The organism is Streptomyces panaciradicis, from assembly GCF_023516615.1.
In the GTDB taxonomy this organism is placed as follows: domain Bacteria; phylum Actinomycetota; class Actinomycetes; order Streptomycetales; family Streptomycetaceae; genus Streptomyces; species Streptomyces panaciradicis.
The window spans coordinates 34,955-61,283 of sequence record NZ_JAMGBF010000096.1 but is presented as its reverse complement, the minus strand read 5'-3'; the positions used below and the strand labels follow the sequence as shown (position 1 = coordinate 61,283).

Annotated in this window: 24 protein-coding genes; 8 read left to right on the top strand and 16 right to left on the bottom strand. The window is 72.5% G+C overall.

Annotation, left to right across the window (positions count from 1 at the left end; translation table 11 throughout):
- Positions 1–51 precede the first annotated feature (51 nt).
- Positions 52–465, top strand: a complete 414-nt coding sequence (locus M8J74_RS28410; protein ID WP_058921121.1) for a hypothetical protein — start codon at positions 52–54, stop codon at positions 463–465.
- A gap of 76 nt (positions 466–541) precedes the next feature.
- Positions 542–1,432, top strand: coding sequence for a hypothetical protein (locus M8J74_RS28405; protein ID WP_249839174.1), 891 nt, complete (start codon positions 542–544; stop codon positions 1,430–1,432).
- 6 nt (positions 1,433–1,438) lie between these two features.
- On the opposite strand, the gene M8J74_RS28400 is transcribed toward M8J74_RS28405, so the two are convergent.
- Together M8J74_RS28400 and M8J74_RS28395 are read right to left on the bottom strand one after the other, a co-directional pair.
- Entirely contained in the window at positions 1,439–2,605 is a 1,167-nt protein-coding gene (locus tag M8J74_RS28400; protein ID WP_249839173.1) for a spore photoproduct lyase family protein, read from the bottom strand.
- 137 nt (positions 2,606–2,742) lie between these two features.
- Entirely contained in the window at positions 2,743–3,750 is a 1,008-nt protein-coding gene (locus M8J74_RS28395) for an NADP-dependent oxidoreductase (protein ID WP_249839172.1), read from the bottom strand.
- A 268-nt stretch (positions 3,751–4,018) separates the two neighbouring features.
- Between M8J74_RS28395 and M8J74_RS28390 the strand changes: the two genes are divergently transcribed.
- Together M8J74_RS28390 and pntB are read left to right on the top strand one after the other, a co-directional pair.
- Positions 4,019–5,575, top strand: a complete 1,557-nt coding sequence (locus tag M8J74_RS28390; protein ID WP_249839171.1) for a Re/Si-specific NAD(P)(+) transhydrogenase subunit alpha — start codon at positions 4,019–4,021, stop codon at positions 5,573–5,575.
- Between the two features lie 6 nt (positions 5,576–5,581).
- Entirely contained in the window at positions 5,582–7,048 is a 1,467-nt protein-coding gene (pntB, locus tag M8J74_RS28385) for a Re/Si-specific NAD(P)(+) transhydrogenase subunit beta (protein WP_249839170.1), read from the top strand.
- A gap of 135 nt (positions 7,049–7,183) precedes the next feature.
- Here pntB and M8J74_RS28380 read toward each other — a convergent pair whose 3' ends face one another.
- Genes M8J74_RS28380 through M8J74_RS28360 form a run of 5 tightly spaced genes read right to left on the bottom strand, consistent with a single transcriptional unit; the run spans position 7,184 to position 11,696 of the window.
- Entirely contained in the window at positions 7,184–8,983 is a 1,800-nt protein-coding gene (locus M8J74_RS28380) for an ABC transporter ATP-binding protein (protein WP_249839169.1), read from the bottom strand.
- Entirely contained in the window at positions 8,980–9,417 is a 438-nt protein-coding gene (locus M8J74_RS28375) for a lasso peptide biosynthesis B2 protein (RefSeq protein ID WP_249839168.1), read from the bottom strand. The genes M8J74_RS28380 and M8J74_RS28375 overlap by 4 nt, the downstream gene beginning before the upstream one ends.
- A complete protein-coding gene (locus M8J74_RS28370) occupies positions 9,414–9,668 on the bottom strand; it encodes a lasso peptide biosynthesis PqqD family chaperone (protein ID WP_249839167.1) in 255 nt (84 codons plus the stop codon). Before M8J74_RS28370 ends, M8J74_RS28375 begins: the two co-directional genes overlap by 4 nt.
- A gap of 46 nt (positions 9,669–9,714) precedes the next feature.
- Positions 9,715–11,559 (bottom strand): lasso peptide isopeptide bond-forming cyclase, encoded by a 1,845-nt coding sequence (locus M8J74_RS28365; RefSeq protein ID WP_249839166.1) that lies wholly within the window; start codon positions 11,557–11,559, stop codon positions 9,715–9,717.
- Positions 11,560–11,585: 26 nt separating this feature from the next.
- Complete coding sequence (locus M8J74_RS28360; protein ID WP_249839165.1) at positions 11,586–11,696, bottom strand: keywimysin-related RiPP; 111 nt, start codon at positions 11,694–11,696, stop codon at positions 11,586–11,588.
- Positions 11,697–12,233: 537 nt separating this feature from the next.
- On the opposite strand from M8J74_RS28360, the gene M8J74_RS28355 reads away from it, so the two are divergent.
- Positions 12,234–12,737, top strand: a complete 504-nt coding sequence (locus tag M8J74_RS28355; protein ID WP_249839164.1) for a MarR family winged helix-turn-helix transcriptional regulator — start codon at positions 12,234–12,236, stop codon at positions 12,735–12,737.
- A gap of 10 nt (positions 12,738–12,747) precedes the next feature.
- On the opposite strand, the gene M8J74_RS28350 is transcribed toward M8J74_RS28355, so the two are convergent.
- The 7 genes from M8J74_RS28350 to M8J74_RS28320 all read right to left on the bottom strand — a co-directional run bounded on the left by M8J74_RS28350 (position 12,748) and on the right by M8J74_RS28320 (position 19,900).
- Positions 12,748–13,932 carry a PP2C family protein-serine/threonine phosphatase gene (locus M8J74_RS28350; protein WP_249839163.1) on the bottom strand — a complete coding sequence of 395 codons (1,185 nt, stop codon included), beginning with the start codon at positions 13,930–13,932 and terminating at the stop codon, positions 12,748–12,750.
- Positions 13,910–15,772: a PP2C family protein-serine/threonine phosphatase gene (locus M8J74_RS28345; protein WP_249839162.1), complete on the bottom strand. Its 1,863-nt coding sequence runs from the start codon at positions 15,770–15,772 to the stop codon at positions 13,910–13,912. The genes M8J74_RS28350 and M8J74_RS28345 overlap by 23 nt, the downstream gene beginning before the upstream one ends.
- Positions 15,769–16,839: a SpoIIE family protein phosphatase gene (locus M8J74_RS28340; protein WP_249839161.1), complete on the bottom strand. Its 1,071-nt coding sequence runs from the start codon at positions 16,837–16,839 to the stop codon at positions 15,769–15,771. Before M8J74_RS28340 ends, M8J74_RS28345 begins: the two co-directional genes overlap by 4 nt.
- The gene (locus M8J74_RS28335; RefSeq protein WP_249839188.1) at positions 16,836–17,279 is read right to left on the bottom strand and encodes an anti-sigma regulatory factor; all 444 of its coding nucleotides are present in this window, start codon (positions 17,277–17,279) and stop codon (positions 16,836–16,838) included. Before M8J74_RS28335 ends, M8J74_RS28340 begins: the two co-directional genes overlap by 4 nt.
- Entirely contained in the window at positions 17,279–17,698 is a 420-nt protein-coding gene (locus M8J74_RS28330) for an STAS domain-containing protein (protein ID WP_058921107.1), read from the bottom strand. Before M8J74_RS28330 ends, M8J74_RS28335 begins: the two co-directional genes overlap by 1 nt.
- Positions 17,695–18,594 (bottom strand): STAS domain-containing protein, encoded by a 900-nt coding sequence (locus tag M8J74_RS28325; protein WP_249839160.1) that lies wholly within the window; start codon positions 18,592–18,594, stop codon positions 17,695–17,697. The genes M8J74_RS28330 and M8J74_RS28325 overlap by 4 nt, the downstream gene beginning before the upstream one ends.
- A gap of 133 nt (positions 18,595–18,727) precedes the next feature.
- A complete protein-coding gene (locus M8J74_RS28320; RefSeq protein ID WP_249839159.1) occupies positions 18,728–19,900 on the bottom strand; it encodes a PP2C family protein-serine/threonine phosphatase in 1,173 nt (390 codons plus the stop codon).
- Positions 19,901–20,034: 134 nt separating this feature from the next.
- On the opposite strand from M8J74_RS28320, the gene M8J74_RS28315 reads away from it, so the two are divergent.
- Together M8J74_RS28315 and M8J74_RS28310 are read left to right on the top strand one after the other, a co-directional pair.
- The gene (locus tag M8J74_RS28315) at positions 20,035–20,520 is read left to right on the top strand and encodes a MarR family winged helix-turn-helix transcriptional regulator (RefSeq protein ID WP_249839158.1); all 486 of its coding nucleotides are present in this window, start codon (positions 20,035–20,037) and stop codon (positions 20,518–20,520) included.
- A 670-nt stretch (positions 20,521–21,190) separates the two neighbouring features.
- Complete coding sequence (locus tag M8J74_RS28310; protein ID WP_249839157.1) at positions 21,191–22,384, top strand: hypothetical protein; 1,194 nt, start codon at positions 21,191–21,193, stop codon at positions 22,382–22,384.
- Positions 22,385–22,400: 16 nt separating this feature from the next.
- Here M8J74_RS28310 and M8J74_RS28305 read toward each other — a convergent pair whose 3' ends face one another.
- Complete coding sequence (locus M8J74_RS28305; RefSeq protein WP_249839156.1) at positions 22,401–22,778, bottom strand: MerR family transcriptional regulator; 378 nt, start codon at positions 22,776–22,778, stop codon at positions 22,401–22,403.
- 118 nt (positions 22,779–22,896) lie between these two features.
- Between M8J74_RS28305 and M8J74_RS28300 the strand changes: the two genes are divergently transcribed.
- The gene (locus tag M8J74_RS28300; RefSeq protein WP_249839155.1) at positions 22,897–23,970 is read left to right on the top strand and encodes an alkene reductase; all 1,074 of its coding nucleotides are present in this window, start codon (positions 22,897–22,899) and stop codon (positions 23,968–23,970) included.
- A gap of 78 nt (positions 23,971–24,048) precedes the next feature.
- On the opposite strand, the gene M8J74_RS28295 is transcribed toward M8J74_RS28300, so the two are convergent.
- On the bottom strand, positions 24,049–26,325 hold the full coding sequence (locus M8J74_RS28295; protein ID WP_249839154.1) for a catalase: 2,277 nt from the start codon (positions 26,323–26,325) through the stop codon (positions 24,049–24,051).
- Between the last annotated feature and the right edge of the window lie 4 nt (positions 26,326–26,329).

Genomic DNA, 26,329 nt, shown 5'->3' with positions numbered 1-26,329 from the left:
TCCGCCGGGCGGACCGACCTTTCCGCCCGGGCAACCACAGATGGGGGATCCATGAAACGAGCCATCGTCGCGGCCGCGCTCGCCCTCGCCTCCGCGGGGACCTACGTGGCCTTCGCGCCCGCCGCGTCGGCCGCACCGCAGGCCTGCGTGACCTCGACGCTGACCACGGGTGCCTACGAAGGCGTCGGCACGATCCGCTACAAGTCGTCCACCAGCAGCTGCGGCGACCTCAACCTCACCTACTCCGACGACTCGACGTCCACTCTCGGCGACCGTTACGCCGGCCGGCTCCGCAACTCCAGCGGCGCCTGGAACACGTGCAACAAGGGCTACGTCTGGGCTTCCGACGGCAGCCACAGCGTCAACGACTCCACGTACTGGCTGTGCACCGACGTCCGTGACAACACCCCGTTCACGGTGGCCAGTTACTACGACGGCGGCGACACGGTCCACATCACCCACTGAGCACGCCGTCGCCACGCGGGGGTGCCGGGGCACGCGCCGACGGCACCCCCGCCCACCGAAGAGAGGACAGTTCCGGATGGCCTGCCCGACGCACCGGCTGCGACTCGCGATCCGCGCGGCGGTCGCCGTCGCTGCGGTCCTGCTCACCGCCTGCTCGGCCGGCCCCGCCCGGCACTCGGCCGACGTGGCCGGGGCCGACGGTCCGGCGCGGTCCGTCACCCCGGCCCACCTCGGCCGCACCCCGCCCGCCGACCCCGTCCGCATGGTCCTGCCGGCGACCGGCGCCGAGACGCGCTGGACCCAGGGGCTGGACGTCTTCGTGCAGCAGGTGTCGCGGGCCGCCACGGCCTCGTGCGCTGCCCGGCGCGGTGCCGCCGTGCCCCAGCGGGTTCCGCTCGCGTTCATACGGTTCTTCGAGATCCCCGACCTGGACTTCATCGCCCGCCACGGCACCAGCGAGAGCGCCGCCGTGCCCGCCCCGGCGCCGGACGCGTCCGCGACCCGGCCCGCCGGCCCCGCCGTGCTGCGCGCGTGCGGTGCCGAGGGGAAGGCCGCGGCAGACGCCCTGCGGGACCTGTACGCCCCGCTCCAGCAACGCTGGTTCGCCGAACTCGTCTCCCTGCGCCACGACTCCGCCACCGTCGAGGCGCTGCGTACGCTGCCGCGCTGTCTCGTCGGGCACGGCATCCGGGTCCGCGACGAGAACGGCTTCTTCGCCCTCGCCGACGCCCGCATGCAGACCGCCGCCCCCGCCGACCTGCCCCGCGAGAGCCGCACGCTCGGCCGTGCGTACGCCACCTGCATGCGTCCCGTCGAAGCCGTGCGAGAACCCGCGCGGGAACGGCTCCGGGCTCGGTTCCTCGCAGCGCACACCCGCGAGATCCGCACCCTGCGCGGCACCCTGGTGCCGGCCCTCCGCCGCGCCGAGGCCCGCTACGACGTACGCCTCGCCTTCCCGGCACCCTGACCGACGTCAGAAGGCGTAGCGCACGCGCAACCAGGGGGCGTGGGCGGCGATGAGTCCCCGCAGGGCCCCAAGGGCGTCCGCCTTGACGTGGTTGCGGTAGCGGACGTTGTGGGCGCCGTTCTGCGAGCGTTTCTCCTGCTGAATGTCGGGCTGCCACAGGACGTCCTCGGCGCGGGGGTGCCAGCCGAGGTTGACCTGGTGCAGTTCCTGGTTGTGGGTCAGCATGATCACCTCGGCCGCGGCCTGCTGCTTGACCCGGTGGGGCAGGACGTCGTCGAGGTGCCGAAGGAGCTCGCTCCAGTCGCTGCGCCACCCGGGCCGCAGGACGACGGGGGAGAGGTTGAAGTGCACCTCGTACCCGGCGTCCAGGAAGTCGGCCGCGGCTTCGATGCGGTCGGCCATCGGCGAGGTGCGCAGATCCAGCAGCCGGGAGTCGGCGGCGGGCATGAGCGAGAAGCGGATCCGGGTGCGGCCGCGGGGGTCGAGCGCCAGCAGGTCGGGGTTGACGAACTTGGTGGCGAAGGACGCCTTGGCCGTCGGCCACTGGCGGAAGGCGGCGACCAGGTCCGCGGTGTTGTCGCAGATCAGCGCGTCCACCGAGCAGTCGCCGTTCTCGCCGATGTCGTAGACCCAGGCCGTCTCGTCGCACTGGTCGGGTTCCCTCTTGCGGCCCTGGCGCGCGATGTGCCGTCCCAGATGGGTGATGATCCCGCCGATGTTGGTGAAGACGGTGATCGGGTTGGCGTATCCCTTGCGGCGTGGCACGTAGCAGTAGGCGCAGGCCATGGCGCAACCGTTGGAGGGGCCGGGAGCGACGAAGTCGGCGGAGCGCCCGTTGGGCCGGGTCGTCAGGGTCTTGCGCTCGCCCAGGACCAGCGTCTCGCCCTTGACGCGGACCCACCGCTCGACGTTGTCCTCGTTGCCGTGCAGTCCCGGGATGCGCCAGTGCGAAGCGACCTCGACGACCTCCGCGGCGGGGAAACGCGCGAGGACCTCGCGCCCGCGGGGCGACGCGGCGGCCGCGGGCTCGGCGTAGACGGTGCGCACCGGCAGCAGATGCCGGGCGGCGGAGGACGCGTGGAAAGGGGTCCCGATCGCGGGCCTGTCCGGTGCCGCCGGACCACCGAGGGCGTCGAGGCCGAACAGGGCGTCGGCGTCGGAGGGGAATGTCATACGTGCTTTCCCTCGCCTCAGGATCGCATTCCGTACCTATGGTACGTATGCCCACCGCCCGATGTGACGGGGCCGGGTGCCCGCCCCGCCGCGCTCGGCAGGGCGGGCACCCGGCGGTGCTCAGCCATTGGGGCCCGTCAGGCCAGCTCCAGGACGAGCTTGCCGACGTTCTCCCCTCGGAACAGCATCTGCAGGACCTCGGGGAAGTCGTCCACGGTCCCCTTGACCACGTGCTCCTTGACCTTGACGCGGCCGGTGCCGATCCAGGCGGAGATGTCCTGCGCCGCCTGCGGGAAGCGCTTGGCGTAGTCGAAGACGACGAAGCCCTCCATGCGGGCCCGACGCACCAGCAGCGAAAGGTAGTTGGAGGGTCCCTCGACCGGGGTGCTGTTGTTGTACTGGCTGATCGCTCCGCAGATCACGACGCGTCCGTGCATCGCCAGCCGCGCCAGGGCGGCGTCGAGGATGCCTCCGCCCACGTTGTCGAAGTAGACGTCGATGCCGTCGGGAGCGTGCTGCCGCAGCGCCTTCCTGACGTCTTCGGCGCGGTAGTCGATCGCGGCGTCGAATCCGAGCTCGTCGACGAGCAGGGCGCACTTCTGCGGGCCGCCGGCGATGCCGATGACCCGGCAGCCCTTGGCCTTGGCGATCTGACCGGCCATGGTGCCGACGGCTCCGGCCGCTCCGGACACCACGACGGTCTCGCCGTCCTTCAGGGCCCCGACGTCCAGCAGGCCGAAGTAGGCGGTCATGCCGGGCATGCCCAGGGCGCCGAGGTAGGTGGAGGGCGGGGCGAGGGAGGTGTCGATCCGCAGGACACCCTTGCCGTCGGAGACGACGTACTCCTGCACGCCGAAGGTGCCCACGACGTGGTCGCCCGGCTGGAAGTCGGGGTGGTTCGAGGCGGTGACCTCGATGACCGACCCGGCGCGCATCACCTCGCCGATGCCGACGGGCGGCAGGTAGGAGGGGCGGTCGTCCAGCCAGCCCCGCATCGCCGGGTCCAGGGAGATGAAGCGCGTGCGGCCCGCGAAGCGGCCGGGGCCGGGCTCTTCGACGGGCGCGGAACGGTGCTCCCAGTCCTCGGCTTTCACATCACCCGTCGGGCGGGCGGCCAAGCGGATCTGGCGGTTGGTCGCGGACATCGCGCCTCCTGTCGTGTGCGGCTCGGGGCAGCATACCGACCAGTAGGTATGAGGGGGGTGTGTCAGTGGTCACAGGGGTGTCGGACGACGGCTCTGCGGTTGTCCTATCTCTTTCTCCCGAGAGCGCAAGGTGAAGCAAGTCACCGTCTGTTGACGTTGGCCGGTGCTCGCCGGACGGGTTAGGTTCCAGCGATCACGGGGCAGGACGACGTAACCCCCCGAGCGCAGATCTCCCTTTCGCACCCTCCTTTGACGAGAGATACAGGACATGTCTGCTCAAGAACGCTCACACCATCCCCCGCGCCGCGTCGGCGTCGTGGCCGAGTCCGTCTCCGGGGAGACGCGGGTCGCGGCGACCCCGGCGACGGTACGACTGCTGCTGGGCCTCGGCTACGAGGTCGTCGTCGAGTCCGGAGCCGGCGAGGCCTCCGGCTTCGACGACCAGGCCTACGCCGACGCCGGCGCGGGCATCGGCGAGGCCTGGGACGCGGACGTCGTCCTGAAGGTGAACGCCCCCTCGGACGCGGAGACCCACCGGTTGCGCAGGGGCGCGACCGTGGTCGCCCTGCTGAGCCCTGCGCAGCGGCCCGAACTCCTCCAGGCACTCGCGGAGGCCGGCGTGACGGCCCTGGCGCTGGACGCGGTGCCGCGCATCTCGCGGGCCCAGTCGATGGACGTGCTGTCGTCGATGGCGAACATCGCCGGGTACCGCGCGGTCATCGAGGCGGCGCACGTATTCGGACGGTTCTTCACCGGCCAGGTCACCGCGGCGGGCAAAGTGCCGCCCGCCAAGGTGCTGGTGGCCGGCGCGGGCGTGGCCGGGCTCGCGGCGATCGGCGCCGCGTCCAGCCTCGGCGCCGTCGTCCGCGCCACCGACCCGCGCCCGGAGGTCGCCGACCAGGTGAAGTCGCTGGGCGGCGAATACCTGCCGGTGGAGGTCGCCCAGGAGGCGAGCACCGACGGCTACGCCAAGGCGACCACCGCCGACTACGACCGCGCCGCCGCCGCGCTCTACCACGAGCAGGCCGGGGACGTGGACATCGTCATCACCACGGCCCTGATCCCGGGCCGGCCGGCGCCCCGCCTGCTGACGGCCGAGGACGTGGCCGTGATGAAGCCGGGCAGCGTCATCGTCGACATGGCCGCCGCGATGGGCGGAAACGTCGAAGGCACCGTGGCCGGGCGGACGGTGGTCACCGACAACGGCGTCACCATCATCGGCTACACCGACCTCGCCTCCCGACTCCCCGCCCAGGCCTCCCAGTTGTTCGGCACCAACCTGGTGAACCTGCTGAAGCTGCTCACCCCCGACAAGGACGGGCAGCTGACGATCGACTTCGACGACGTCGTGCAGCGGGCCGTGACCGTCGTACGCGACGGTGACGTCACCTGGCCGCCGCCGCCCGTCGCGGTCTCGGCCGCGCCCGCCGCGCAGCCCGCACCCGCCCCCGCGGCGCCGGAACCCAAGCAGTCCAGGATGACGCCCGCCTGGCGCTTCGGCCTGATCGGGCTCGGCATGCTCGCGATGTTCCTGCTGGTGGCCTTCGCGCCCGCTCAACTCGCCGGGAACTTCACGGTGTTCGCGCTGGCTGTGGTGATCGGCTACTACGTCATCGGCAAGGTGCACCACGCGCTGCACACCCCGCTGATGTCGGTGACCAACGCGATCTCGGGAATCGTCGTGATCGGCGCCCTGCTGCAGATCGGCCACGAGAGCCGGATCGTCACCACGCTGTCCTTCGTGGCGATCCTGCTGACGAGCGTCAACATCTTCGGAGGCTTCGCCGTCACCCGCCGCATGCTGTCCATGTTCTCGAAAGGCTGAGCCGAGATGACCTCCCTGACGGCCTCCCACGCGGCCGACCTGGTCGCCGCCCTGCTCTTCATCCTGAGCCTGGCCGGCCTCTCCCAGCACCGCACCTCCCGCGCCGGCGTCGTCTACGGCATCGCCGGCATGGCCCTCGTCCTGGTCGCCACCGTGGTCGTCGCGGCGCAGAGCATCACCGCCGGAGCGGTCGCACTGATCGTGCTGGCGATGGCGCTCGGCGCGGCCATGGGTCTGTGGCGGGCCCGCCGCGTCGAGATGACGCAGATGCCCGAACTGATCGCCGTCCTGCACAGCTTCGTCGGCCTCGCCGCGGTGCTGGTGGGCTGGAACAGCTACCTGGAGGTGGAGTCCCACGGATCGGCGCAGACCGAGATCGGCGCCGACCTGCTGGGCATCCACCACGCCGAGGTGTTCATCGGCATCTTCATCGGCGCGGTCACCTTCACCGGCTCGATCGTCGCCTTCCTGAAGCTCTCGGCGCGCATCAAGTCCCGTCCCCTGACGCTGCCGGGCAAGAACGCGCTCAACATCGGCGCGCTCGTGGCGTTCGTCGCGCTGACCGCCTGGTTCACCGTCAGCCCGAACCTGCCCCTGATGATCGCGGTGACCGCGCTGGCGCTGGCCCTCGGCTGGCACCTGGTCGCCTCGATCGGCGGCGGCGACATGCCGGTCGTCGTCTCCATGCTGAACAGCTACTCCGGCTGGGCGGCGGCCGCGGCCGGCTTCCTGCTCGACAACAACCTGCTGATCGTCACCGGCGCGCTGGTGGGCTCCTCCGGCGCCTACCTGTCCTACATCATGTGCAAGGCGATGAACCGGTCCTTCCTCTCCGTCATCGCGGGCGGCTTCGGCATCGAGGCCCCGTCCGGCGGCGAGGAGGAGCACGGCGAGCACCGCGAGGTGCGGGCCGCGGAGGCGGCCGAGATGCTGGCCCAGGCCCGCTCGGTGATCATCACGCCCGGCTACGGCATGGCCGTCGCCCAGGCCCAGCACCCTGTCGCCGAGCTGACGCGGCGTCTGCGCGAGCGGGGCGTCGAGGTCCGCTTCGGCGTCCATCCGGTCGCCGGGCGGCTGCCCGGACACATGAACGTGCTGCTCGCCGAGGCGAAGGTGCCCTACGACATCGTGCTGGAGATGGACGAGATCAACGACGACTTCGCCGACACCTCGGTCGTCCTGGTGATCGGTGCCAACGACACCGTCAACCCGGCCGCGACCGACGACCCGAGCAGCCCGATCGCGGGCATGCCGGTGCTGCGGGTCTGGGAGGCGGAGCAGGTCGTCGTCTTCAAGCGGTCCATGGCGTCCGGCTACGCGGGCGTGCAGAACCCGCTGTTCTTCCGCGAGAACAGCAGCATGCTCTTCGGCGATGCCAAGCACAGCGTCGAGGAGATCCTGCAGGCGCTCGGCACCGACGGCCGGCCCGAGGCTGCCCCGTCCACCCGCCAGGCGACGGTGCCGAGCCACTGACGGGCCCGTTCCCTCCGCGCCTCCCGGCACAGGAGGCGCATCGGTCCGGGTGTGGGTCGCCCCCACACCCGGACCTCGGCGCATCACCCCGCGCAAGGAGCGCTACGCCGACACCGTGCCGCGGCCCTCCGCCTCTCAACGACCGCCCGGCCGCAGCATCTGGCTCGCCGCCAGTTCGCCGTAGAGGGCGCTGCGGGTGAGCAACTCCTCGTGGCGCCCGGCGGCGACGGTCCGGCCCTCCCGCATCACCACGATCCGGTCCGCGTGCTGCACGGTGGACAGGCGGTGGGCGACGACCAGCAGAGCGCACTCCTGGGCGACGTCCTTCATGACCGTCGTGAGCGCCGATTCGTTGATCGAGTCGAGGTGGGAGGTCGGCTCGTCCAGCAGGAGCAGCGACGGCCGGACCAGCAGGGCACGGGCGAGGGCGACGCGCTGGCGTTCACCACCGGAGAGCGTGCTGCCGCGCTCGCCGACGACGGCGGAAAGGCCGCCGGGAAGCCGGTCGACGACCTCCTCCAGCCGGGCCAGTTCGACCACGCGCCGAATCTCCGCCTCCGGGGCGTCGGGCACGGCGTAGGCGATGTTGTCCCGCAGGGTGCCGTGGACGACGTGGGAGTTCTGGTCGACGACGGCGATGCGCCCGCGGCATGCCGCTCGCGTCAGTTCGGCGGCGGGCCGCCCGTCGAACAGCACGGCGCCCGCGTTCGGTTCGTAGAACCTCGCGACCAGGGCGAACACGGTGCTCTTGCCGGCGCCGGACGGGCCGACCAGTGCCACGAACCGCCGGTGCGGGACGGTGAAGGTGACGCCCCGCAGGACCGGCCGCCGGGGGTCGTAGGCGAAGCGGACGTCGTGCAGGGCGAGGGCGGGTTGCTCGCCCGCGACGGGCGGCCCGGCCGGCCGGCGGCCGGGTGCGGGGAGGCCGGTCGGCTCGACCGGCAGCCGGAGCACCTCGTCGATGCGCTGGTAGGCGCCCATCCCGCGCTGCACGAGGCCGACGGCGTGGAAGACGGAGGACAGCGGCAGGACGAGGTAGGAGGCGTACAGCAGGAAGGCGACGAGGTCGCCGAGGGAACCGGAGTGGCCGCTCACCCGCAGGCCGCCGACGACCAGGACGACGAGGAAGGAGCCCTGGACGGCGAGTTCGACGGCGGAACTCATGACGGAGGCGAGTTTCGCCGTGCGGACCCCGGCGCCGTACGCGGCGTCGACGCGGGCGCCGATGCCGGCCGCCTCGCGTTCCTCGGCGCGGTGCACGCGGACCATCGGCAGGCAGCCGAGGGCGCGTTCCAGATCGGCGGCGACTGCGCCGACCGAGTTCTGCATGTGCTCGGACGCGCTTCTGATCCCCGCGAGCAGCGAGGCGACGATCACGGCGGCCGCGGCCACCGTGGCGGCGACCAGAAGCAGCAGCAGGAGGTCGAGCCACGCCATGAGGACGATCGCCCCGGCCGCGACGAGGCTTCCCGTCACCAGGTCCACCAGGGCCTGGGAGACGACCTCGCGGAGCAGGGTGGTGTCGGCCGTGACCCGGGAGACGAGATCCCCGTCGCGGTGCCGGTCGTGGATACTCATCTCCAGCCGCAGCAGCCGCCCGACCAGATCGTGGCGCACCTGCCGTACGACTCCCTCGCCCATCCGCTCCAGCAGGAAGCGCCCTCCGGCCCCGGCCGCCGCCTCGACGAGGAACAGCGCGCCGAGGAGCACCAGCGACGGCCAGATCACCTGGCCCCGGCCCGTCGCGTCCACGACCTGCCTGGCGACGAGGGGTTGGGCCAGGCCCAGTCCGGAGCCCACGAGTGTGAGCACGGTGGCAACGGCGACGGCGCCGCGGTGTCCGGCGGTCAGCCGGTACATCGTGGCCACCGCCGCCCGGGTGGACCTGTCGACGCCGTTCGCGTCGCCGGCGGCCCGGGGCGGCGCGCCGGTCATCGGTCCGTCGAGCGGGCCACCGGGCCCACGGTCACCAGCCGGGCGAAGTACCCCTCCGGCACCCCCTCTCCCACGGGATGTCCTTCCGCCTCGATCCAGGCGTGCGCGGTGAAGGGCGGGACGACGCGCACGCCGGTGCACCACGTCGGCCACGTGCCGCCGAGCCGGCACAGCAGGGCGGCCCCCAGGGAGCGCGGCAGGCACCCCTTCGGGCCCGCGCAGCGCAGGCTGGCGGCGCACATGGCGTCGCGCGCCTCCTGGGCGCGGGCGGTGGTGGCGGGCGCAGCACCGCGACGCAGGATGCCGAGGACGGCGCGGATCCGGCGGGGCGGCAGCAGGGCGAGGACGACCGCGGGCAGCAGGACGAGGCGAGCGGCCACGCGCCGGGAGAGCGGGACGGCACCGGGTCGTTCGAGCGCGCTGGGCGTCGTCATGACGCCAGCCCCGAGTTGCGCAGGTCCTGTACGAGTGCTTCGACGTCCCGCAGGGCCTGCGCCCGGTCGATGTCGAACTCCCTGGTCAGGGCCGCGGCCGCGTCCGTGTCCTCGCCCCCGTCCAGCAGCGTCCGTACCACCAGGGTGGCGGTGGGGTTCAACTCCCAGTAGGCACCGGCCCGTTCGTCCAGCAGTACGGTTCCGTAGTCGGTCTCGGCAGTGGAGACGGTGTCGCTGAACCGCAGGGGCATACGAAGGCCTTTCTGACGTGTCCGACATGACTGGCGGTCGACGGGCTCAGGGTCGGGGGAGGGGGTCGCGGGCGAGTCCCCGCAGCCACACCTCGGCGGCGATGGTGGAGTACAGGAAGGCCTGGGAAAGCCCGCGGGAGGCGGGCCGCAGGGCGAGCCGCCGCAGCGCGGCGCCGTCCACCAGACCCAGCTCCTCAAGCCGCGAGCCCTCCCACAGGGCCAGCAGATCGGCCCGGTGGTCGCGCAGCCCGTTGGCGGCGTCCATGGAGGCCGTCGCCTTGTTGCTGCGCCGCAGGCACTCCTCGGGAACGATCCCGCGCATGGCCGCGCCCAGAACAGGCTTGTAGCGCCAGGGCGAGACGCGTTCGGCCGGACGCACGGCGAGACATGCCTCGATGACGCGGTCGTCGAGGAAGGGGGAGGCCATCGGCAGGCCGGCGCGCGCGGCCATCCGGTCCCACTGGCGGATGACGCGGGTGCACGAGCGGATCTGTTCGAGGTCCGTGTGCAGTCCGCGGTCCGGGTGCAGCGGCGCTGCGGTGCTCGCGGCATCGAGCAATGCCCGGCGGGCCATGCGTTCGGCCTGCGGAGTCACCCAGTCGAACAGGCGAGGCGCCATGCCCCAGCCGAGAGCCGTCGCGACGGATGGGGGCGAGGGTTCGCGCAGCCGGTGGGCGGCGTCGGCGAGCCATGCGCCGTACGGTCGTGAGTCGGCGAGAGCGCGGACCGTGCCGCCGAGCGGCCACTGCCACAGCGCGCGGAACCCCCGCAGCTGGCGCAGGGCGAACAGCGGGCTGGTGCGCAGCAGCCGGTGGTAGTAGGCCTCGGAGCACCATGCCACGTGGTCGCCGCCGATGCCGGTCAGGTGCAGCCGGCTGCCGCGTGCGGCCAGGTCGGGCAGGTGGTGCAGGACGCGGGAGCGGTCCATGACGCCGATCGTGGGTTCGTCGAGCAGGTCGTCGATGCCCAGCAGGTCGTCGTAGACCAGTGGGGAGGCATCGGCGTCCCACACAACGTGCTCGACGTCCGGGAGGTGTTTGATCGCCCGCTGGGCCCACTCCAGGTCGGTGTCCGCGGGATCGCGTCCCGGCCAGGTGCCCGCCACCACACGGGCGGGGGAGCGGTCGGCCAGGAAGCAGACGGAGGTCGAGTCCAGGCCGCCGGACAGGTCGCTGCTGACCACTCCGCCCTGGCGGGTCCGTGCCGCGACGGCCTCCTCCAGTGCCTCGCGGATCAGTGGCGCGGCCTCTTCGAGCGGCCGGACCGGTTCCGGCGGTGTCCACCACCTGGTGTTCCGCACGGTGCGTCCGTCCGTGCCGACGACCAGCGCGTCCTCCGGGGGTACGGCGGTGATCCCACGCCACATCGACCTCTCGAACAGCGGGTAGGGCGCCGGCCACAGCAGCCTGACGGCCAGTTCCTCCACGTCGGGGGCGAGTCCCAGGGCGTCGGCGAGCGTGTCGGCCCGGCTCGCGGCCACCCGTACCCCGTCGATCTCCGCGTGGAAGACCAGCCGCAGTCCGGAGGCCGTGCCCTGCACCCAGGTCCGGCCGTCGAGGGCGGCCACGAGATGGAAGCTGCCCGGCAGGGAACGGGCCAGTGGTCCGAGTTCGGCGAGATCACGCAACCGTGCGGTACGGCGCCTCAGTTCGCCCGCCTCGATCGGGCAGCAGCCGATCACGGCGACGCAGGCGCCGCCGGTCTGGGCCGTGAGGATCTCGTCGTCGTGCCAGTGACCGACGAGCCAGGGCCGGCCCGAGGCGTGCGCCAGCGTACGGCTTTCGTGGCGGGCGAGGGAGCGGGCCACGGCGGCCGCGTCCGCACGGTCCGGAAGGACCGTGAAGTGCGCGTCGCCGGGGCCCATCCCCGCACTTTCGTGCAGTTCAGTCATGACGTCGGGTCAAGGACCGTCGGCCGTCAGTTCTTGCTCAGGATCAGCCGGTCGTTGCCGGATCCCCCGAGGAGCCCGGTCTCCTTGCGGAAGGTGCCGAGCCGGACGAGCGTCGGAGCCTCGTAGGCCTTCTTCATGACTACTCCTCAGATGCGGATGTCCCGACCACATCCCTTTCCTGCGGCCAGGCCCGTCGGGAGCCCGGCCGGGAAGCGGCCGTGGCACCAGTTGGCTGGGGCGGACCGGGGTCCGGCAAGAGCCCGAGCAAAGGTCGGATAATGTGCAAACTCCGGCCGCCCGGGGTTGTGCGCTCCCTCGCATCGCGGCGCGCCGTGCCCCTGTGTGCCGAGGTGGGTGGACGTTCGAAGAATCGATTCGAGGGCGCCGCCCGAAGGCTGCCGGGCGCGCCCGGCAAGCGCGCTCGCCACCCGTCGCGTGCGGGCGGCGCCCGGCGCTCGCACTGCGTGCGGACGCATTCGCTCCGGTTGAATCCGGAGCGGTTCACGCGGCTCGACACCGGGCGGTGAGGGAGGCGGTATGGAGGCCGTGTGCGAATGGGATGGTCCGGTGGAGTGGCACCGCCCGGGATGTGCTTGTTCGACGGTTCTTCGGGTACCGCGTTTGAATGAGGATGGTATCCGTATAACCAGGAAATTACTGAAAGTGATGTGCGAGTGACTCGTCTCAGTGGCTCGGGGGACGACCAGACGAGCGGACGGGGGACCGAACCCCTGTCGGTTGCTCTGGAGATCGCCGATGCCGTGGACGGTCTGGCGCATCTGTGGTCGGTGGCCGCTCAGGGAGCCAGCCTCAGGCTCTCCCCGCACCAGTTGCGGGCCCTGCGGATCCTGGAGGCGGAGCCGGGGCTCAATCTCACGGCGTTGGCCGAGGGCATGGACATAGGACTGCCGACCGCCAGCCGGCTGTGCGACCGGCTGGAGGCCGCCGGTCTGCTGGAGCGCCTGCTGCACCCGCTCAAGCGGCGCGAGGTGCAGCTGGTCCTCACGGCGCGTGGCCGGCAGGTGCTGAGCGAGGTGGCCGAGCGCAGGGCGCAGGCGCTCACCGCGGCCCTCGCGGCCATGACGCCCGGCGAGCGGACCGCGTTGAGCGCGGGGCTGCGCGCGTTTCGGATTGCTCAGAAGAGTGTCGACAAGGAGGCCGGCGGCCCCGGCCTGTGACGGGCGGGGCTCAGCGGCGGCCGTTCCAGTCGAGGCAGACCACGGCGGCGTCGGAGAGCAGTTCCCGGCTGCCGTAGTGCTCGATCAGTCCGGCGACGACCGCGCGTGACGCCTCGTGCGGCTCCGCGCTGCGGGTGGCGCCCAGGACCTGGCGCAGCACCCGTTCGCCGAAGAGGTCGCCGGCCGCGGAGCGGGTGTCGTGCACGCCGCTGCTGACGGCGATGAGACGGTCGCCGGGCTCGACGTGGAAGGTCTGCTCCTCGTAGAGGGTCTCCTCGAACATGCCGAGCGGCAGCTGGGCGTCGAGTTCGACGCGCTCGGTGTGCCCGCCGCGCTGGCGGAACAGCTGCGGCGAGCCGGCGTCCACGGCGTGCACGGTGCCGGTGTCCAGGTCGAAGTGCAGCAACAGCGTGGAGGCGTAGGCCTTGCCGCCGTACTGGGCGAAGACGGCCTGGTCGGCCAGGGCCGCCTGGTCGGCGAGGCCGATGCCGGCGCGCCGGGCGTTGCGCAGGGCGCTGACGGTGAGACTGGTGAGCAAGGAGGCGTCTATGCCCTGACCCATGCCGTCGGTGACGGTGAGGGTGAGGTGGTCGGCGCTGGTCGACCAGTCGAAGTTGTCGCCGCCGATCGCGTAGGCGGGTTCGAGGTGCGCGCCGATGACGTACTCCGGGCGGGAACAGCCCCGGCCGGGCAGGAGCTGCCACTGCATCTCGGCGGCGAGGGTGAGGCGCCGGGTGCGACGGGCCTGGAGGTAGAGGTCGGTGTCGCGGCCGGCGGTGGTGACCTCGTGGCCCAGTGCCGTGGCGAAGTCGCCGAGCTGGAGCACGGTTTCCGGGGCGACGGTGCGCGCGGGCAGCCGTACGGAGAGCACGCCCATGCGGTCGCCGCGCACGGTGATGGGCAGATGCACCACCTGGCCGGACGGCTCGTCCAGCACTTCGACGACCGGCTTCTGGTTGACGAAGGCGCTGCCCGCGGGCCCCTCGTCGGCCGGGACGGGCGCGTCGGTGTGCGGCAGGTGGGTGACCGGCTGCAGGACGGTCAGTCCGTAGTCGGCCAGCAGCAGCGTCACCTCCTGGGCGCCCACCCGCTCGGCGAGCAGCCGGCGGGCGGTGGCGACCAGCGCGTGAGGCGGAGCGGCCCGCAGCAGGGCCTCTGCCGAGGGCAGCTGGTCAGATGCGGTCACGGCATTCACCCTCTCGCCTGGTGTCCTCCACGCTACCGCGACAGGACCGGTTCCCAGGGGGTTCGTGATGGACGGGGGACCTGTCCGCCTCGGCGTGCCGGGTCGGCACGGTGGGCCGCACGGTGTGGCACAGCAGCAGGCAGACGTCGTCGGCGCGTTCGGAGTCGTGCAGGAGCGGCTTGAGCAGGGCGTCTGCCGCGGCGTCCGGGTCCTGCTCAAGCTCGGAGGTGCTCACCGCCTCCAGGGCGCGGCACAGTCGGCCGATACCGGCGTCGATGCCCTCGCCCCGCCGTTCGACCAGGCCGTCGGTGTACAGCACCAGGGAGGAACCGGCGGGCAGTTCGGCCCGGTGGTCCGGGTACACGCCGGGCAGGGGGATGCCGAGCATCACGCCGGGTTTGTGGTCCAGGACGCGCACGGCGCCGTCGACGTCGCGCACGACGGCGGGCGGGTGGCCGGCCGACGCCCAGAGCACCCGCGGATCGCCCGGCCGGAAGCGGGCGATCATCGCGGTGGCGTACAGCTCCGGCTGCAGGTGGCGGAGCATGTGGTGCAGACGCGTGAGGATCTCGCCGGGAGTGGCGTTCTCGACGGCGTAGGCGCGCAGGGCGGTGCGCAGTTGGCCCATGACGACGGCGGCGCGCAGGCCGTGGCCGGTCACGTCCCCTATGACGGCCAGCAGACTGCCGTCGGGCTGGAGGAAGGCGTCGTACCAGTCGCCGCCGATGTTCATGCCCCAGGTGGCCGGCAGGTAGCGGGCGGCCGCCACCAGCCCGGGATGGGCGGGCAGGTCGGTGAGCTGGGCGCGCTGGAGTGCCTCGGCGGTGTCGCGGTAGCGCTCGTAGTGGTGGGCGTGGTCGAGGGCGACGCCGACGCGGCGGGCGAGTTCGAGCAGCATCACGCAGGTGTCCGCGTCGAATCCGGATGCCGGCGCGGTGAGGGTGAGGACCCCCAGCAGGCGGTGTGCCGTGAGGGGGACGGCCAGCAGCGGGCGCCGAGGTGACAGGGCGGACGGCGGGAGGTCGTCCACGCCGGGCAGTGCCGCGGGGCGGTCCGCGGCGTGCTGGGGACGGCCGGTGCGGGCGGCGGCCACCGCGGCCGCGGAGTGCTCCCGCACCGGGCGCGCGTGCTCGTCGTACCCCTCGTACGCGTCCTTCTCCTCGTCGAAGAGCCAGACGTCCAGATGGTCGGCGTAGTCCGGCACGAGGAGGTCGGACAGGCGGCGCAGGATGGCCGTGTGGCTGAGGGAGGAGGCGATGGCGGCGCTGGCGTCACCGAGGAAGGTCAGCAGACGCCGGGCCCGCTCCGCCTCGGCGCGTGCGCGCTGCTCGGCTTCGAGCAGTTCGCGCTGGGTGCGGGCTGCGGCCTCCAGGTCGGAGTGCAGTGCCAGAACGCCCTGGTTGGTCTGGTGCAGTTCCTCGCCGTGCAGCTGAACGAGGGTCTGCTGGGCGTCCAGCAGGCTCAGTACGGCCGCGGTGTCCTCGTCCGCGCGCAGCAGCGCCTCCGGCAGCGGCAGGGCGGCGCGCCGGCCGGCACGGGCAGGTGGACGGGGAAGCGGGCAGGTGAGGGTGTGCGTCTCGGCGGGGTCCGGTGCGCACGAGCCGGCCGAGGTCAGCGACGCGCACAGGAGCGCGCCTTCCCCACCGGGTTCCCGCTCGACGCGGAGCAGCAGTCGCCACTGCCCGCCCGGGCCGAGGCTGTGGCTGAGCCGTGCCGTCAGCGCGGTGAGGAAGCGGGCGCGCTCCAGCGGCGGTGCTCCGCCGTCGGTGGCGATCCGGTCGGCCTCCGCGCGGGCCCGGGCCGCGTCGGCGGCCGACGCGATCTCCCGGACGTGCGTGGTGTCGGTCATGGGCGTCTCTCGCGCGGTCGTGGAGCCAGTACGGCCACGCAGGTGTCGTCGCGCAGGGGGCGGGCGGCGCTCCCCGCGTCCCGGAGGACGACCGCGGCCACCACGGCCGGGTCGTGGTCGCCCAGGCGGGGGTCTGCCGGGGGCACCCAGCGGCTGGGCAGTCCGTCGCTGTGCAGGACGAGCAGGCTGTCCGGCCGCCAGTCGCTCTCGTGCACGGGCACGGTGGCGGGGAAGTGCGCGCCGACGATGCCGGGGTGGGAGAGCAAGGACTGCCAGGTGTCCTCGGTGCGCAGCCGGGCGCCGATGTTGCCGACGCCCGCGAACGACAACCGGCAGGTTTCCTCGTCCAGTTGGGCGACGCCGACCGCCGCGCCCCGGGTGGCACGCAGCGCGGTGTGCAGATGCCGCAGGATGTCGGCGGGCGGCCGGTCCGCGCACCGGCGCAGGGCCTCGACGGCGGCGGTGGACGCCTCGGCGGCCTTGGGCCCGTGGCCGAGTCCGTCGCAGAGCAGCAGGGTGACGCGCGGGCCGGAGCGCACCCGGCTGAAGGCGTCGCCGGAGTGCTCGGCATGGGCCAGGGCGGTGGTGATCCCGCCGGCGCGGACGCCCGTACGAGGTGGGAGCGGCTCGGCGTGAGCGCTGCGCGGCGCCGGCGCCCGGCCGATCCGCGCCACCGCGACGGTGCCCTGCCCCGGGCGGCTGTGCAGGTCGAAGGCGTGGGCGATGCGCAGACAGGTGCCCAGACCCGCGCCGAGCGAGGAGGTGGTGGTGTGGCCGTCACGCAGCGCGGCCTCGACGTTCTCGATGCCCGGCCCGTGATCGAGCGAGGTGATCTGCACACCGGTGCCGTCGGGTGCGAGGGTGTCCGAGGGATCGGTGAGGTTGACGACGATGCGGCCGCCGGCGGCGTGTTTGACCAGATTGCTGGCCAGCTCGGTGGCCACCAGCGCGGTCACCGCGGTGGCGTGCGGGTCCAGTGCCGCGTGGGCGCAGGCGGCTTCGGCGGCGACGCGTACGTCCCGGATCCTGGTGCTGTCCTCGACCGGGATGTCCCACACCCTGCTCATGGCGCACCCGTCCGGGGGGAGGGCACGCCGGAGACCCAGTCGGTGACGGTGACGGTGGTGCCCTGCCCGGGACGGCTTTCGAGGGTGAACTCGGCCACCAGCCGCTTGGCGCCGCTGAGGCCCATGCCCAGCCCGCCGCCTGTGCTGTATCCGTCGGTCATGGCGAGTTCGGGGTCGGCGATGCCGGGGCCGCCGTCGATGAACGACAGGCGGATTCCGCGCGTCACCCCTTCCCTGAGCACGGTGGCCTCCATGTGGCCGCCGCCCCCGTGGACGAGGGTGTTGCGGGCGAGTTCGCTGGTGGCGGTCACCAGCTTCGTCTGCTGGACGAGGTTGAAGCCGACCTCGGCTGCGGCCTGGCGCACGTGCTGGCGCACCCAGGCCAGGTCGGAGTCCGAGGTGATGGGCAGGCGGGAGGTCGAAGCGGTTCGGGCATGCATCACGCACCCTCTTCCGGGTGAGAGGGCGGGGCGGCGCTGGGCGTGCGGCCCAGCCGGGCCAGGGCGTCGTCGACGTTCAGGGCGGTGACCAGACCGGGAAGGGTCAGGCCCAGCTCGACCAGGGTGATGGCCACGGCGGGGCGCAGTCCGGCCAGGACGGTCCGTGCGGCCAGCAGGCGTGCGTTCGCGGCGATCTCGGCCAGGACGCGGCCGAGGAAGGAGTCGACGATGTCCACTCCGGAGACGTCGATCACGACGCCGCCCACCGGCCCGGGGCCGGCGGCGATGCGGTGCGTGATGTCGTGCTGGAGCTGCTCGGCCGCCCCGTCGTGCAGGTCCCCCTGCAGGGTGACCAGCAGGATGTCCCCCAGCGTCAGTACGGGCACCGGCGCGGGCCGGGCGGCGGAGAAGCCGGTCACCGCGGGCTCGCTCCCACGGCGACCGGTCGGGGCGGGACGGCGATGTCCTGCCGGCCGAGGGCGTGCGCCAGAGCGTCGGCGAGCGTGGCCCGCGTGAGGATCGACCCGAGGTCGATGCCGAGCTGGACGATGGTCTGCGCGATGGCGGGGCGGATTCCGGAGATGATGCACTCCGCGCCCATCAGCCGTGCCGCGGCGGCCGTCTTCATCAGGTGCTGGGCCACGAGCGAGTCGACCGTCGGCACGCCCGTGATGTCGAGGATCACGTGGGCGGCCCGCTGGTCGACGATCGCGTCCAGCAGGGTCTCCATCACGACCTGGCTGCGGGCGCTGTCCAGGGTGCCGATCAGCGGAACGGCGACGATGCCCTGCCACAGGCTGATGACGGGTGTCGCCACCTCCAGCATCTGCCGGCGCTGGCGGGAGATCAGCTCCTGGCCCGCGTGCACGGTCGTGTTCATCACCACCAGGCGGAGCGTTCCCATGAGGACCGCCAGGGCGAGCGTGGGGCCATGAGCGTCCGGGTCCGCCGCCTCCGCGAACTCGGCGCGCAGCAGGGCGGCCACCGGCTCGCGCAGGCCGACGACCTCGCCGTCGATGTGTGCCGGGTCGAAGCCGGCCTGGGCGCGGGAGCCGGCCATCCGGCCGAGCTGGTCCCGTACGGTGTCGAAGCCGGGGGCCGCGACGTCCTCCAGCCGTCCGGAGCGGGCCACGTCGGCGAGGGCGTCCACCACGGCCTTGCACGCTTCGACCGCCTCGTCCCGGGAGATGGTGAAGACCGTGCGGAACAGGGTGGCGTCGGCCCAGCGCTGGGCGATCTGTTCACGGCGCCGTTCCAGGAAGGCGCCCAGTTCCTTGGCCGCCTCGGAGGCCGTGTCGTGCTCCGCCACCTGCATCGTCTCCCTGCTGCCGGGCGCCGCGGTCCGCCGGTCGGCAGGCCATCTGGCAATTATTGCCGCATGGCAAACATTAGCGCGAGGGGGTGCCGCGGACCAACAACCGCCCGCCGCCCGTCGACAGGCTCCGCGCTCACCGCTCCGGCGCCCGGCCGCGCCAGTCCAGGCACACGACCAGTGCGTCGTCCTTCGCCATCGCCTCCCCGCGGTGGCCGGTCAGCTCGCGCAGGATGGCGCGCGGCACCTCGGCGGCGGGCAGCAGCCGGGTGGCCTGGATGGCCCGCGCCAGGGCGGCCTCTCCATAGGGCTCGCCCTTGGGATCGGCGACGGCGTGGACCCCGTCGCTGACGAACACCAGGCGGTCGCCGGGCTCGACGTCGAAGTCCTGGGCCACGTAGTCGGTCTCCTCGAACATGCCCAGCGGCAGCTGCGCGTCGAAGTTCACAGGCTCCACCGTGCCGGCGCGCAGCCTCAGCAGCTGGGGAGAGCCCGCGTCCACGACGCGTGCGCGGCCGCTGACCAGATCGAAGTCGAACATCAGGACGGACAGGTAGCAGCGCCCCTGGTAGTGGGCGTAGACCGCCTGGTCGGCCAGGGCCGCCTGGTCGGCGAGGGACAGACCGGCCCGCCGCGCGTTGCGCAGGGCGTTGATGGCCAGGTTCGTCAGCAGGGACGCCTCTATGCCCTCGCCCATCCCGTTGGTGACGTACAGCATCAGGTGGTCGACGGTGCTGGACCAGTCGAAGTTGTCACCGAAGATCGCGTAGGCGGGCTCCAGCTGGGCGCCGAGGTCGTACTCGGGCCGCGAGCAGGAGCGGCCGGGCAGGAGCTGCCACTGCATCTCGGCGGCCAGGGTGAGCCGGTCCTTGCGCCGGGCCTGGAGGTACACGTCGGTGTCGCGCTCGGCGACGATCACCTGGTAGCCCAGCACGTTGGCGACCTCGGCCAGCTCGGCCTCCCACTCGGGCGTGGCATCGCCTTCGGGCAAGGTGACCGACAGCACGCCGAGGCGGTCGCCGCGGACGCTGACCGGCAGGTGCAGACGCACCAGCCCGTCGCGCAGCTGCTTGCGGTAGGGCGTCTGCGAGCCGAAGGCCCGGCCGGCCGGGCTGCTGTGCACGGACACCGGTTCCAGGGTGTGAGGCAGCACCGACACCGGCTGCAGCACGGTCAGGCTGTAGTCGGCCATGAACAACTCGACGTCGTGGGCGCCGTACTGCTCGACCAGTACGGAGCGGACGGCGTCCAGGAGCGCGTGGGGAGCCGCTGTGCGCAGGGCGCGCTCAACGGCCACGAATCTCTTCATGATGGAAAATGCACCTGTCTTTCCCCGGGCGTCGCTGCGCCGGACTCCCCGTGGAGCCGCGTCGATCGCCCTGGTGAGCTGTGGCCCGCGGTCGGGCCTAGTACGCTGGCAGGCACCCCAGTGCCTGCGAGAGTGTGATCGTGACTGCCTTCCGCCGCCGCACCGAGCCCGACGAGGTGGCCCGCGTGACCACCACGGCCGCCGAGCTGCTGGAAGTGGTGTGGGGCCGGGCCTCGACCGCGCCCACCTCCGCGTCCCAGCTGCGCGTGCTGCACATCCTTGAGCACCATGACGGCATCAACCTGCGCTCGCTCGCCGAGTCCCTGGCCTCGACCCCGCCGTCCACCAGCCGGCTGTGCGACCGGCTCGTGGCCGCCGGGCTCGTCGAGCGTGTGGTGAGCGCGGAGGACCGGCGGGAGGTGCGGTTGCACCTGAGCGGCCGGGGGCGCGCGTACCTCGCCGACCTGCGTACCCGCAGGGAGCGGGAGCTGCGGTCGGTCCTCGCGGATATGCCCGTCGCGAAGCGGATCGCCCTGCTGGAGGGGCTGGAGGCCTTCTGCGATGCCGCGGCGGCACAGATACACGAGGGCACGTCCGAGCCGCGCAGCCAGACCGCCTGAGCGATCGCCTGAGCCACTCCTCGCGCTCCAGGTGTCTTCGCCACCGTGCGACGAGGGTGACCAGCACACGGAGTGGTCTCCGTCCACCGGAGCATTCCAGGTCCTTCCCCGCGTACTTCCGCCACCGTCACTTTGTTGCCTCACCGCCATTATTGTCAAACGGCAACAGTCGGCCCTGTTGCCTCTCTTCGCTATCGGTTACCCCGCGGCGGCGGATTTCTGTGGGGGATGTGCGGTTTGTCTCTCGAATGCGCGATCACGCATGACCGACAGTCACCGGGGAAGAACGCGCGACGCGCCGAGCGGAGGCGTCGGGGTCCGGCTGTCGTGAGAGCGGCGGCCCTTGCGGAGGAGTCGAGGTGGGGGAGCCTCTCGTGCCGTATGCCGCAAGGACCGCCGCGGCGAGGTTCTGCGGCGGGGGGGGGTGCCGCGACCTCGCAGGTGGTGATCCGGCTCCGTCGGCCCTTGCGGGGGCGGTGACCGGTTCACTCATCACGCTGTTGCCCCGCATCGGCGGTCTTAACCCGACCGATTTCAGGGATTGTTGAGCCCGCCTTCCCGAGGGGGCAAGGCGGTGCCCCACCGTGGCCGATCGGGCGCTGTTTGGGTGTTCGGAACTGCTGTAGAAGTGAAGGCCGTGCACGGCGACGGATCGTCCCAGGGGGGAATCATGCGCAGACGTGTACGTGTGGGGGCTCTGGCGGCTGCGGGGCTGCTCGCGGTCGGGGCCGGCCCGGCGTACGGGGCCGGCTCGTCGCCGGCCGGGCCCGCGGCGGGGTCCGTGCGGTACGCCGTGCACGATCTGGGCACGCTGGGCGGCACCCGCAGCCAGGCGACCGCGATCGACGGCAGAACAGTCGTCGGGGCCTCACTGACCAGCGGCGATGCCGCCGAACACGCCTTCGCGTACGACCTGCGCAGGCACGCCATGACCGCCCTGGGCACCTTGGGGGGCTCCAGCCGGGCCACCGGCGTGGAGGGGAATCTCGTCGTCGGCCGGTCGGACCTCTCACCGAACGGACCCGCTCACGGATTCGTCTACGACCTCCGCACCCGCCGCATGGTGGACGTCGGAACCCTCGGCGGAAGCCGCACCGACATCACCGGACTCGACGGCGACACCGTGGTGGGGACGTCGTCGCTGCCCGGCGACACGGTCGGCCACGCGTTCGCGTACAGCGTGCGCACCCGGACCATGACCGACCTCGGCAGCCTCGCCGGGCCGTCGGGCCGCAGCAGCGCGGCGGCCGTCGACGGCCCGCTCGTCGTGGGCACTTCCACCCTGCCGGACACGCCCGCGTCCACGACGCACGGCTTCGCCTACGACCTGCGCACCCGGACGACGACCGATCTCGGCACCCTCGGCGGAAGTACCAGCACCGCCAACGACATCAGCGGCTCGATCGTGGTGGGCCAGTCCCGAACGGCCGCCGGCTCCCTGGCCGGGTACGCCTACGACCTCCGCACCGGCATCCGCACGGACCTGGGACCGCGGCTCCTCACCGCCCAGCTGGTCAGCGGAACCACGGTCGTCGGCGGTGACGGCCTGCTCGCCGGCGCCTACGACCTCGCGACGCACGAGATCACGACGATCGGGTCCGGGCGCGGTGTCACCGAGGTCCGGCAGATCGCCCGGAACGTCGTCGTCGGCGACAACTTCGCGCCCAACTCGTTCGCCTTCGTCGCCCGCGTCGACAACGGCGACTTCACCTACCTGGACTCCCTCGGCGGCCTCAACTCCTCGGCGGCGCAGATCAACGGCCGCGGCGTCGTGGCGGGCAGCGCGGCACTCCCGCCCGCCGACCCGGTCACGGCCAACGGCCCGTTCCACGCCGCCGTCTGGGTACCCCGTCCGGCGGCCTAGCGGCGGGAGGGGGCGGTCACTCGGCCATGACCGTGTGCAGCGTCTCGCGGTGCCGGCGGGCCCTGGTCATCAACTCGTCGAGCGCGTCGCGGGTGCGGATGAGGTCGGTGATGTGCGCGCAGAGCCGGTCGCGTTCCTCGGCCATCCGCTCCAGGGCGGCGTCGGAGTGCTCCTCGCTCGGTGTGTCGACGCACGGCAGCAGTTCGGCGATGGTGCGGCTGGACAGGCCGGCCGCGTACAGCCGCTGGATGAACGCGACCCTGTCGACCTCCTCCTCGGTGTAGTGCCGTTGACCGCTGGCACTGCGCGAGCTGCTGAGCAGGCCCTGTTCCTCGTAGTAGCGAAGGGAGCGGATGCTGACTCCCGTCCGTGACGCGAGTTCGCCGATGCGCACTGTCGACCTCCCCGGCTGTGACCTGAGCCACACGGCCTTGCCCCTGACATCCATGTGAGGTTTTAGCGTAACCGTCGTGCCCGAGATCCGGGCACGGCGGACCAGATGGAGTCATGAAGTGACGACCCTTTTCGACAGTTACCGGCTCGGGGACCTGACGCTGCCCAACCGCGTGGTGATGGCCCCGATGACACGCGTCCGTGCCGCCGCCGGCGGGCTGGCCACGGCGTCGATGGCGACCTACTACGCCCAGCGGGCGACGGCCGGGCTGATCGTGTCCGAGGGCGTGCAGCCCAGCCTCCTCGGGCAGTCGAGTCCGGGCACCCCGGGACTGCACACCGATGAACAGGTCGCCGCCTGGCGCCCGGTGACCGCCGCCGTGCACACCAACGGCGGGCGGATCTTCGCCCAGCTCATGCACAGCGGCCGCGTCTCCCACCGGGACACCACCGGATCGCGGCCCGTCGCACCGTCGGCCGTCGCCGCCGTCGGTGAGGTGTTCACCCCGACCGGCCCCCAGCCCGCACCGGTACCCCGCGCGCTGGAGAGCGCCGAGGTGCCCGAGCAGGCCCGGTCGTACGCCGAGGCGGCCCTGCGCGCCGTCGACGCGGGCTTCGACGGCGTGGAACTGCACGGCGCCAACGGCTACTTGATCTCGCAGTTCCTCTCCTCCAACGCCAACCTGCGCACGGACCGCTACGGAGGTTCGGTCACCAACCGGATCCGGTTCGCCGTCGAGGCCGTGTCCGCCACCGTCGACGCCATCGGCGGGGCCCGGACCGGCATCCGCCTCTCGCCGGGCGGCACGTTCTGGGGCGTCGAGGAGAGCGACGTGCCCGCGCTCTACACCGCGCTGCTGACCGAACTCGCCCGACTGGACCTGGCCTACGCCCACTTGGAGGCCACCGCGGACGACGACGTGCTGCTCGCCCTGCGCCGCGTCTGGCCGGGCACCCTCGTCGTCAACCCGGTGCTTCCCATGGGCCCGAAGCAGACCGGGCGCACCGACGCCGACCGCTGGCTGGAGCTGGGGGCCGAACTCATCAGCTTCGGCCGCGCGTTCATCGCCAACCCCGACCTGGTGGAGCGCCTGCGCACCGGCGTCCCCGTCGCACCGGTCGACGAGAGCACCTACTACCAGGGAGGCGACGCGGGATACCTCACCTACCCGTCGTACCAGCACACGGCCTGAACCGGCCCACCGCCACGGCGGCCACCGGGGCGAGGCGGCCGCGGGAACACGATCCCGCCCGGCCCCGGTGGACACCGGTCAGGCGGCCACGAAGCGTTCCCACACCCGGTGGGCGCCCATGAGCTCCCGCACCTGCTCCAGCGCGGCCCTCCCGCTGCCGGCGACCACGACACCCGGCGCGTCACCGGGAACGCCGGCCGCGTCGAGGGCGTTCTCGCCGCCGGCCCAGGCACCGATCGCCTTGCCGTGCCGGAACGCCTCCGACAGCAGCACACCGACCCGGGGATCGGCCGCGGCGACCGCCGCGCCCGAAGGCCGGGCCTTCACGTCGCGAGCGCCGAACGCGTCGCCGCCGACTCCGGGCGGTCCGGCCACCAGCAGGGCGTCGAACTCGACGGACCGCGCGGTGGCGTACGTCCGCTGCACCGTCACCGCCGCGTCGCCCGAGCCCAGGACGCCGCCCTTGGGCGCGACGACCAGCGGGACCATGCCGGCCTCCAGGATCGCCTCGCGCAGGGCCTGTACGGCGTCCAGATCCCCGTCCGGACCGGTCACGATGCCGACGATGCGGCCGTCCCCCGGCCAGGTGTGACCCACCTGGGAGAGCGCCGGGCTCGGCTCGACCTCCACCAGCGGCAGGCTCGCCTTCGGCGCCGGCAGGCCGAGGCCCTCCGCGACGCCCTCGCACAGCTCGGGGTCGATGTTGGCCAGGACCTGGAGCGCACGCTCCTTGACGGCCTGCTCGTAGCACTTGCCGAGTTCGAAGGTGTACGCGGCGATGATGTGCTCGCGCTCCACCGGGCTCATGCTCAGCCAGAACCGGCGGGGCTGGCTGAAGTGGTCGGCGAACGACTCGGGGGCCTCGCGCACCTTCGTCGCCTCCGGCACGCGCACCGGGGCCTCGATGTACGCGCCCGCGTCCGCTCCCGCCGTGAACGGGCAGCCCCCGTCGAGGGAGTTGGGCCGGTACGGCGCCACGCCCCGGTGCACCGCCGTCTGGTGCATGCCGTCGCGCAGCATGTCGTTGACGGGGGAGTGCGGGCGGTTGATGGGCAGCTGCGGGAAGTTGGGGCCGCCCAGCCGGGTGATCTGCGTGTCCAGGTAGGAGAACAGGCGCCCGGCGAGCAGCGGGTCGTCGGTGATGTCGATGCCCGGGACGAGATGGCCGACGTGGAAGGCGACCTGCTCGGTCTCGGCGAAGTAGTTCGACGGGTTCCGGTTGAGCGTCAGCAGCCCGATCGGCTGCACGGGGGCGAGCTCCTCCGGTACGAGGTTCGTCGGGTCCAGCAGGTCGATGCCCTCGAAGGTCTGCTCCGGGGTGTCGGGGAAGGTCTGGATGCCCAGTTCCCACTCCGGGTAGGCGCCCGCCTCGATGGCGTCGGCGAGGTCGCGGCGGTGGAAGTCCGGATCGACGCCGCCCGCGATCTGCGCCTCCTCCCAGACCAGGGAGTGCACGCCCAGCTTCGGCTTCCAGTGGAACTTCACCAGCGTCGTCGAGCCGTCGGCCGCGACCAGCCGGAAGGTGTGGACGCCGAAGCCCTCCATCATCCGGTACGACCGCGGGATGCCCCGGTCGGACATGTTCCACAGCGTGTGATGGGTGGCCTCGGTGTGCAGGGTGACGAAGTCCCAGAAGGTGTCGTGCGCGCTCTGGGCCTGCGGGATCTCCCGGTCCGGATGCGGCTTGCCCGCGTGGATGACGTCCGGGAACTTGATCGCGTCCTGGATGAAGAAGACGGGCATGTTGTTGCCGACCAGGTCGAAGACGCCCTCGTCGGTGTAGAACTTGGTCGCGAAACCCCGCGTGTCCCGCACGGTGTCGGCCGAGCCCCGCGAGCCCAGGACCGTGGAGAACCGTACGAAGACCGGTGTCTCCACGTCCTTGGCGAGGAACGCCGCCTTCGTCACCGAGGCCGCAGTGCCGTAGCCGCGGAAGATGCCGTGCGCGGCCGCGCCGCGGGCGTGGACCACGCGCTCCGGGATGCGCTCGTGGTCGAAGTGCATGACCTTCTCGCGCAGGTGGTGGTCCTGCAGCAGGACCGGCCCGCGCGGCCCGGCCTTGAGGGAGTGGTCGGTGTCGTACAGCCGGGTGCCCTGGGCGTCGGTCAGATAGGCCCCGGACTGGGCCATGCGCGCCTGGGCGTCACCGGTCGGCTGCCCCGTCGGGGACATGGTCTCCGGGCCGCTCTGGTCCGGCTTCGGCGGCAGCGGCTCGCGGGGCTCGGCCGGCTCGGCGACCGACGGGGACTCGGCACCCGGCTTCCCCGGGATGCCGTCCTCCGGTCCGGAGTCACCGCCCTGGACGGCTTCGGTGACTTTCTCTGCTGCCCGCTTGAGGGGGTTGGGCTGATTCATCGAT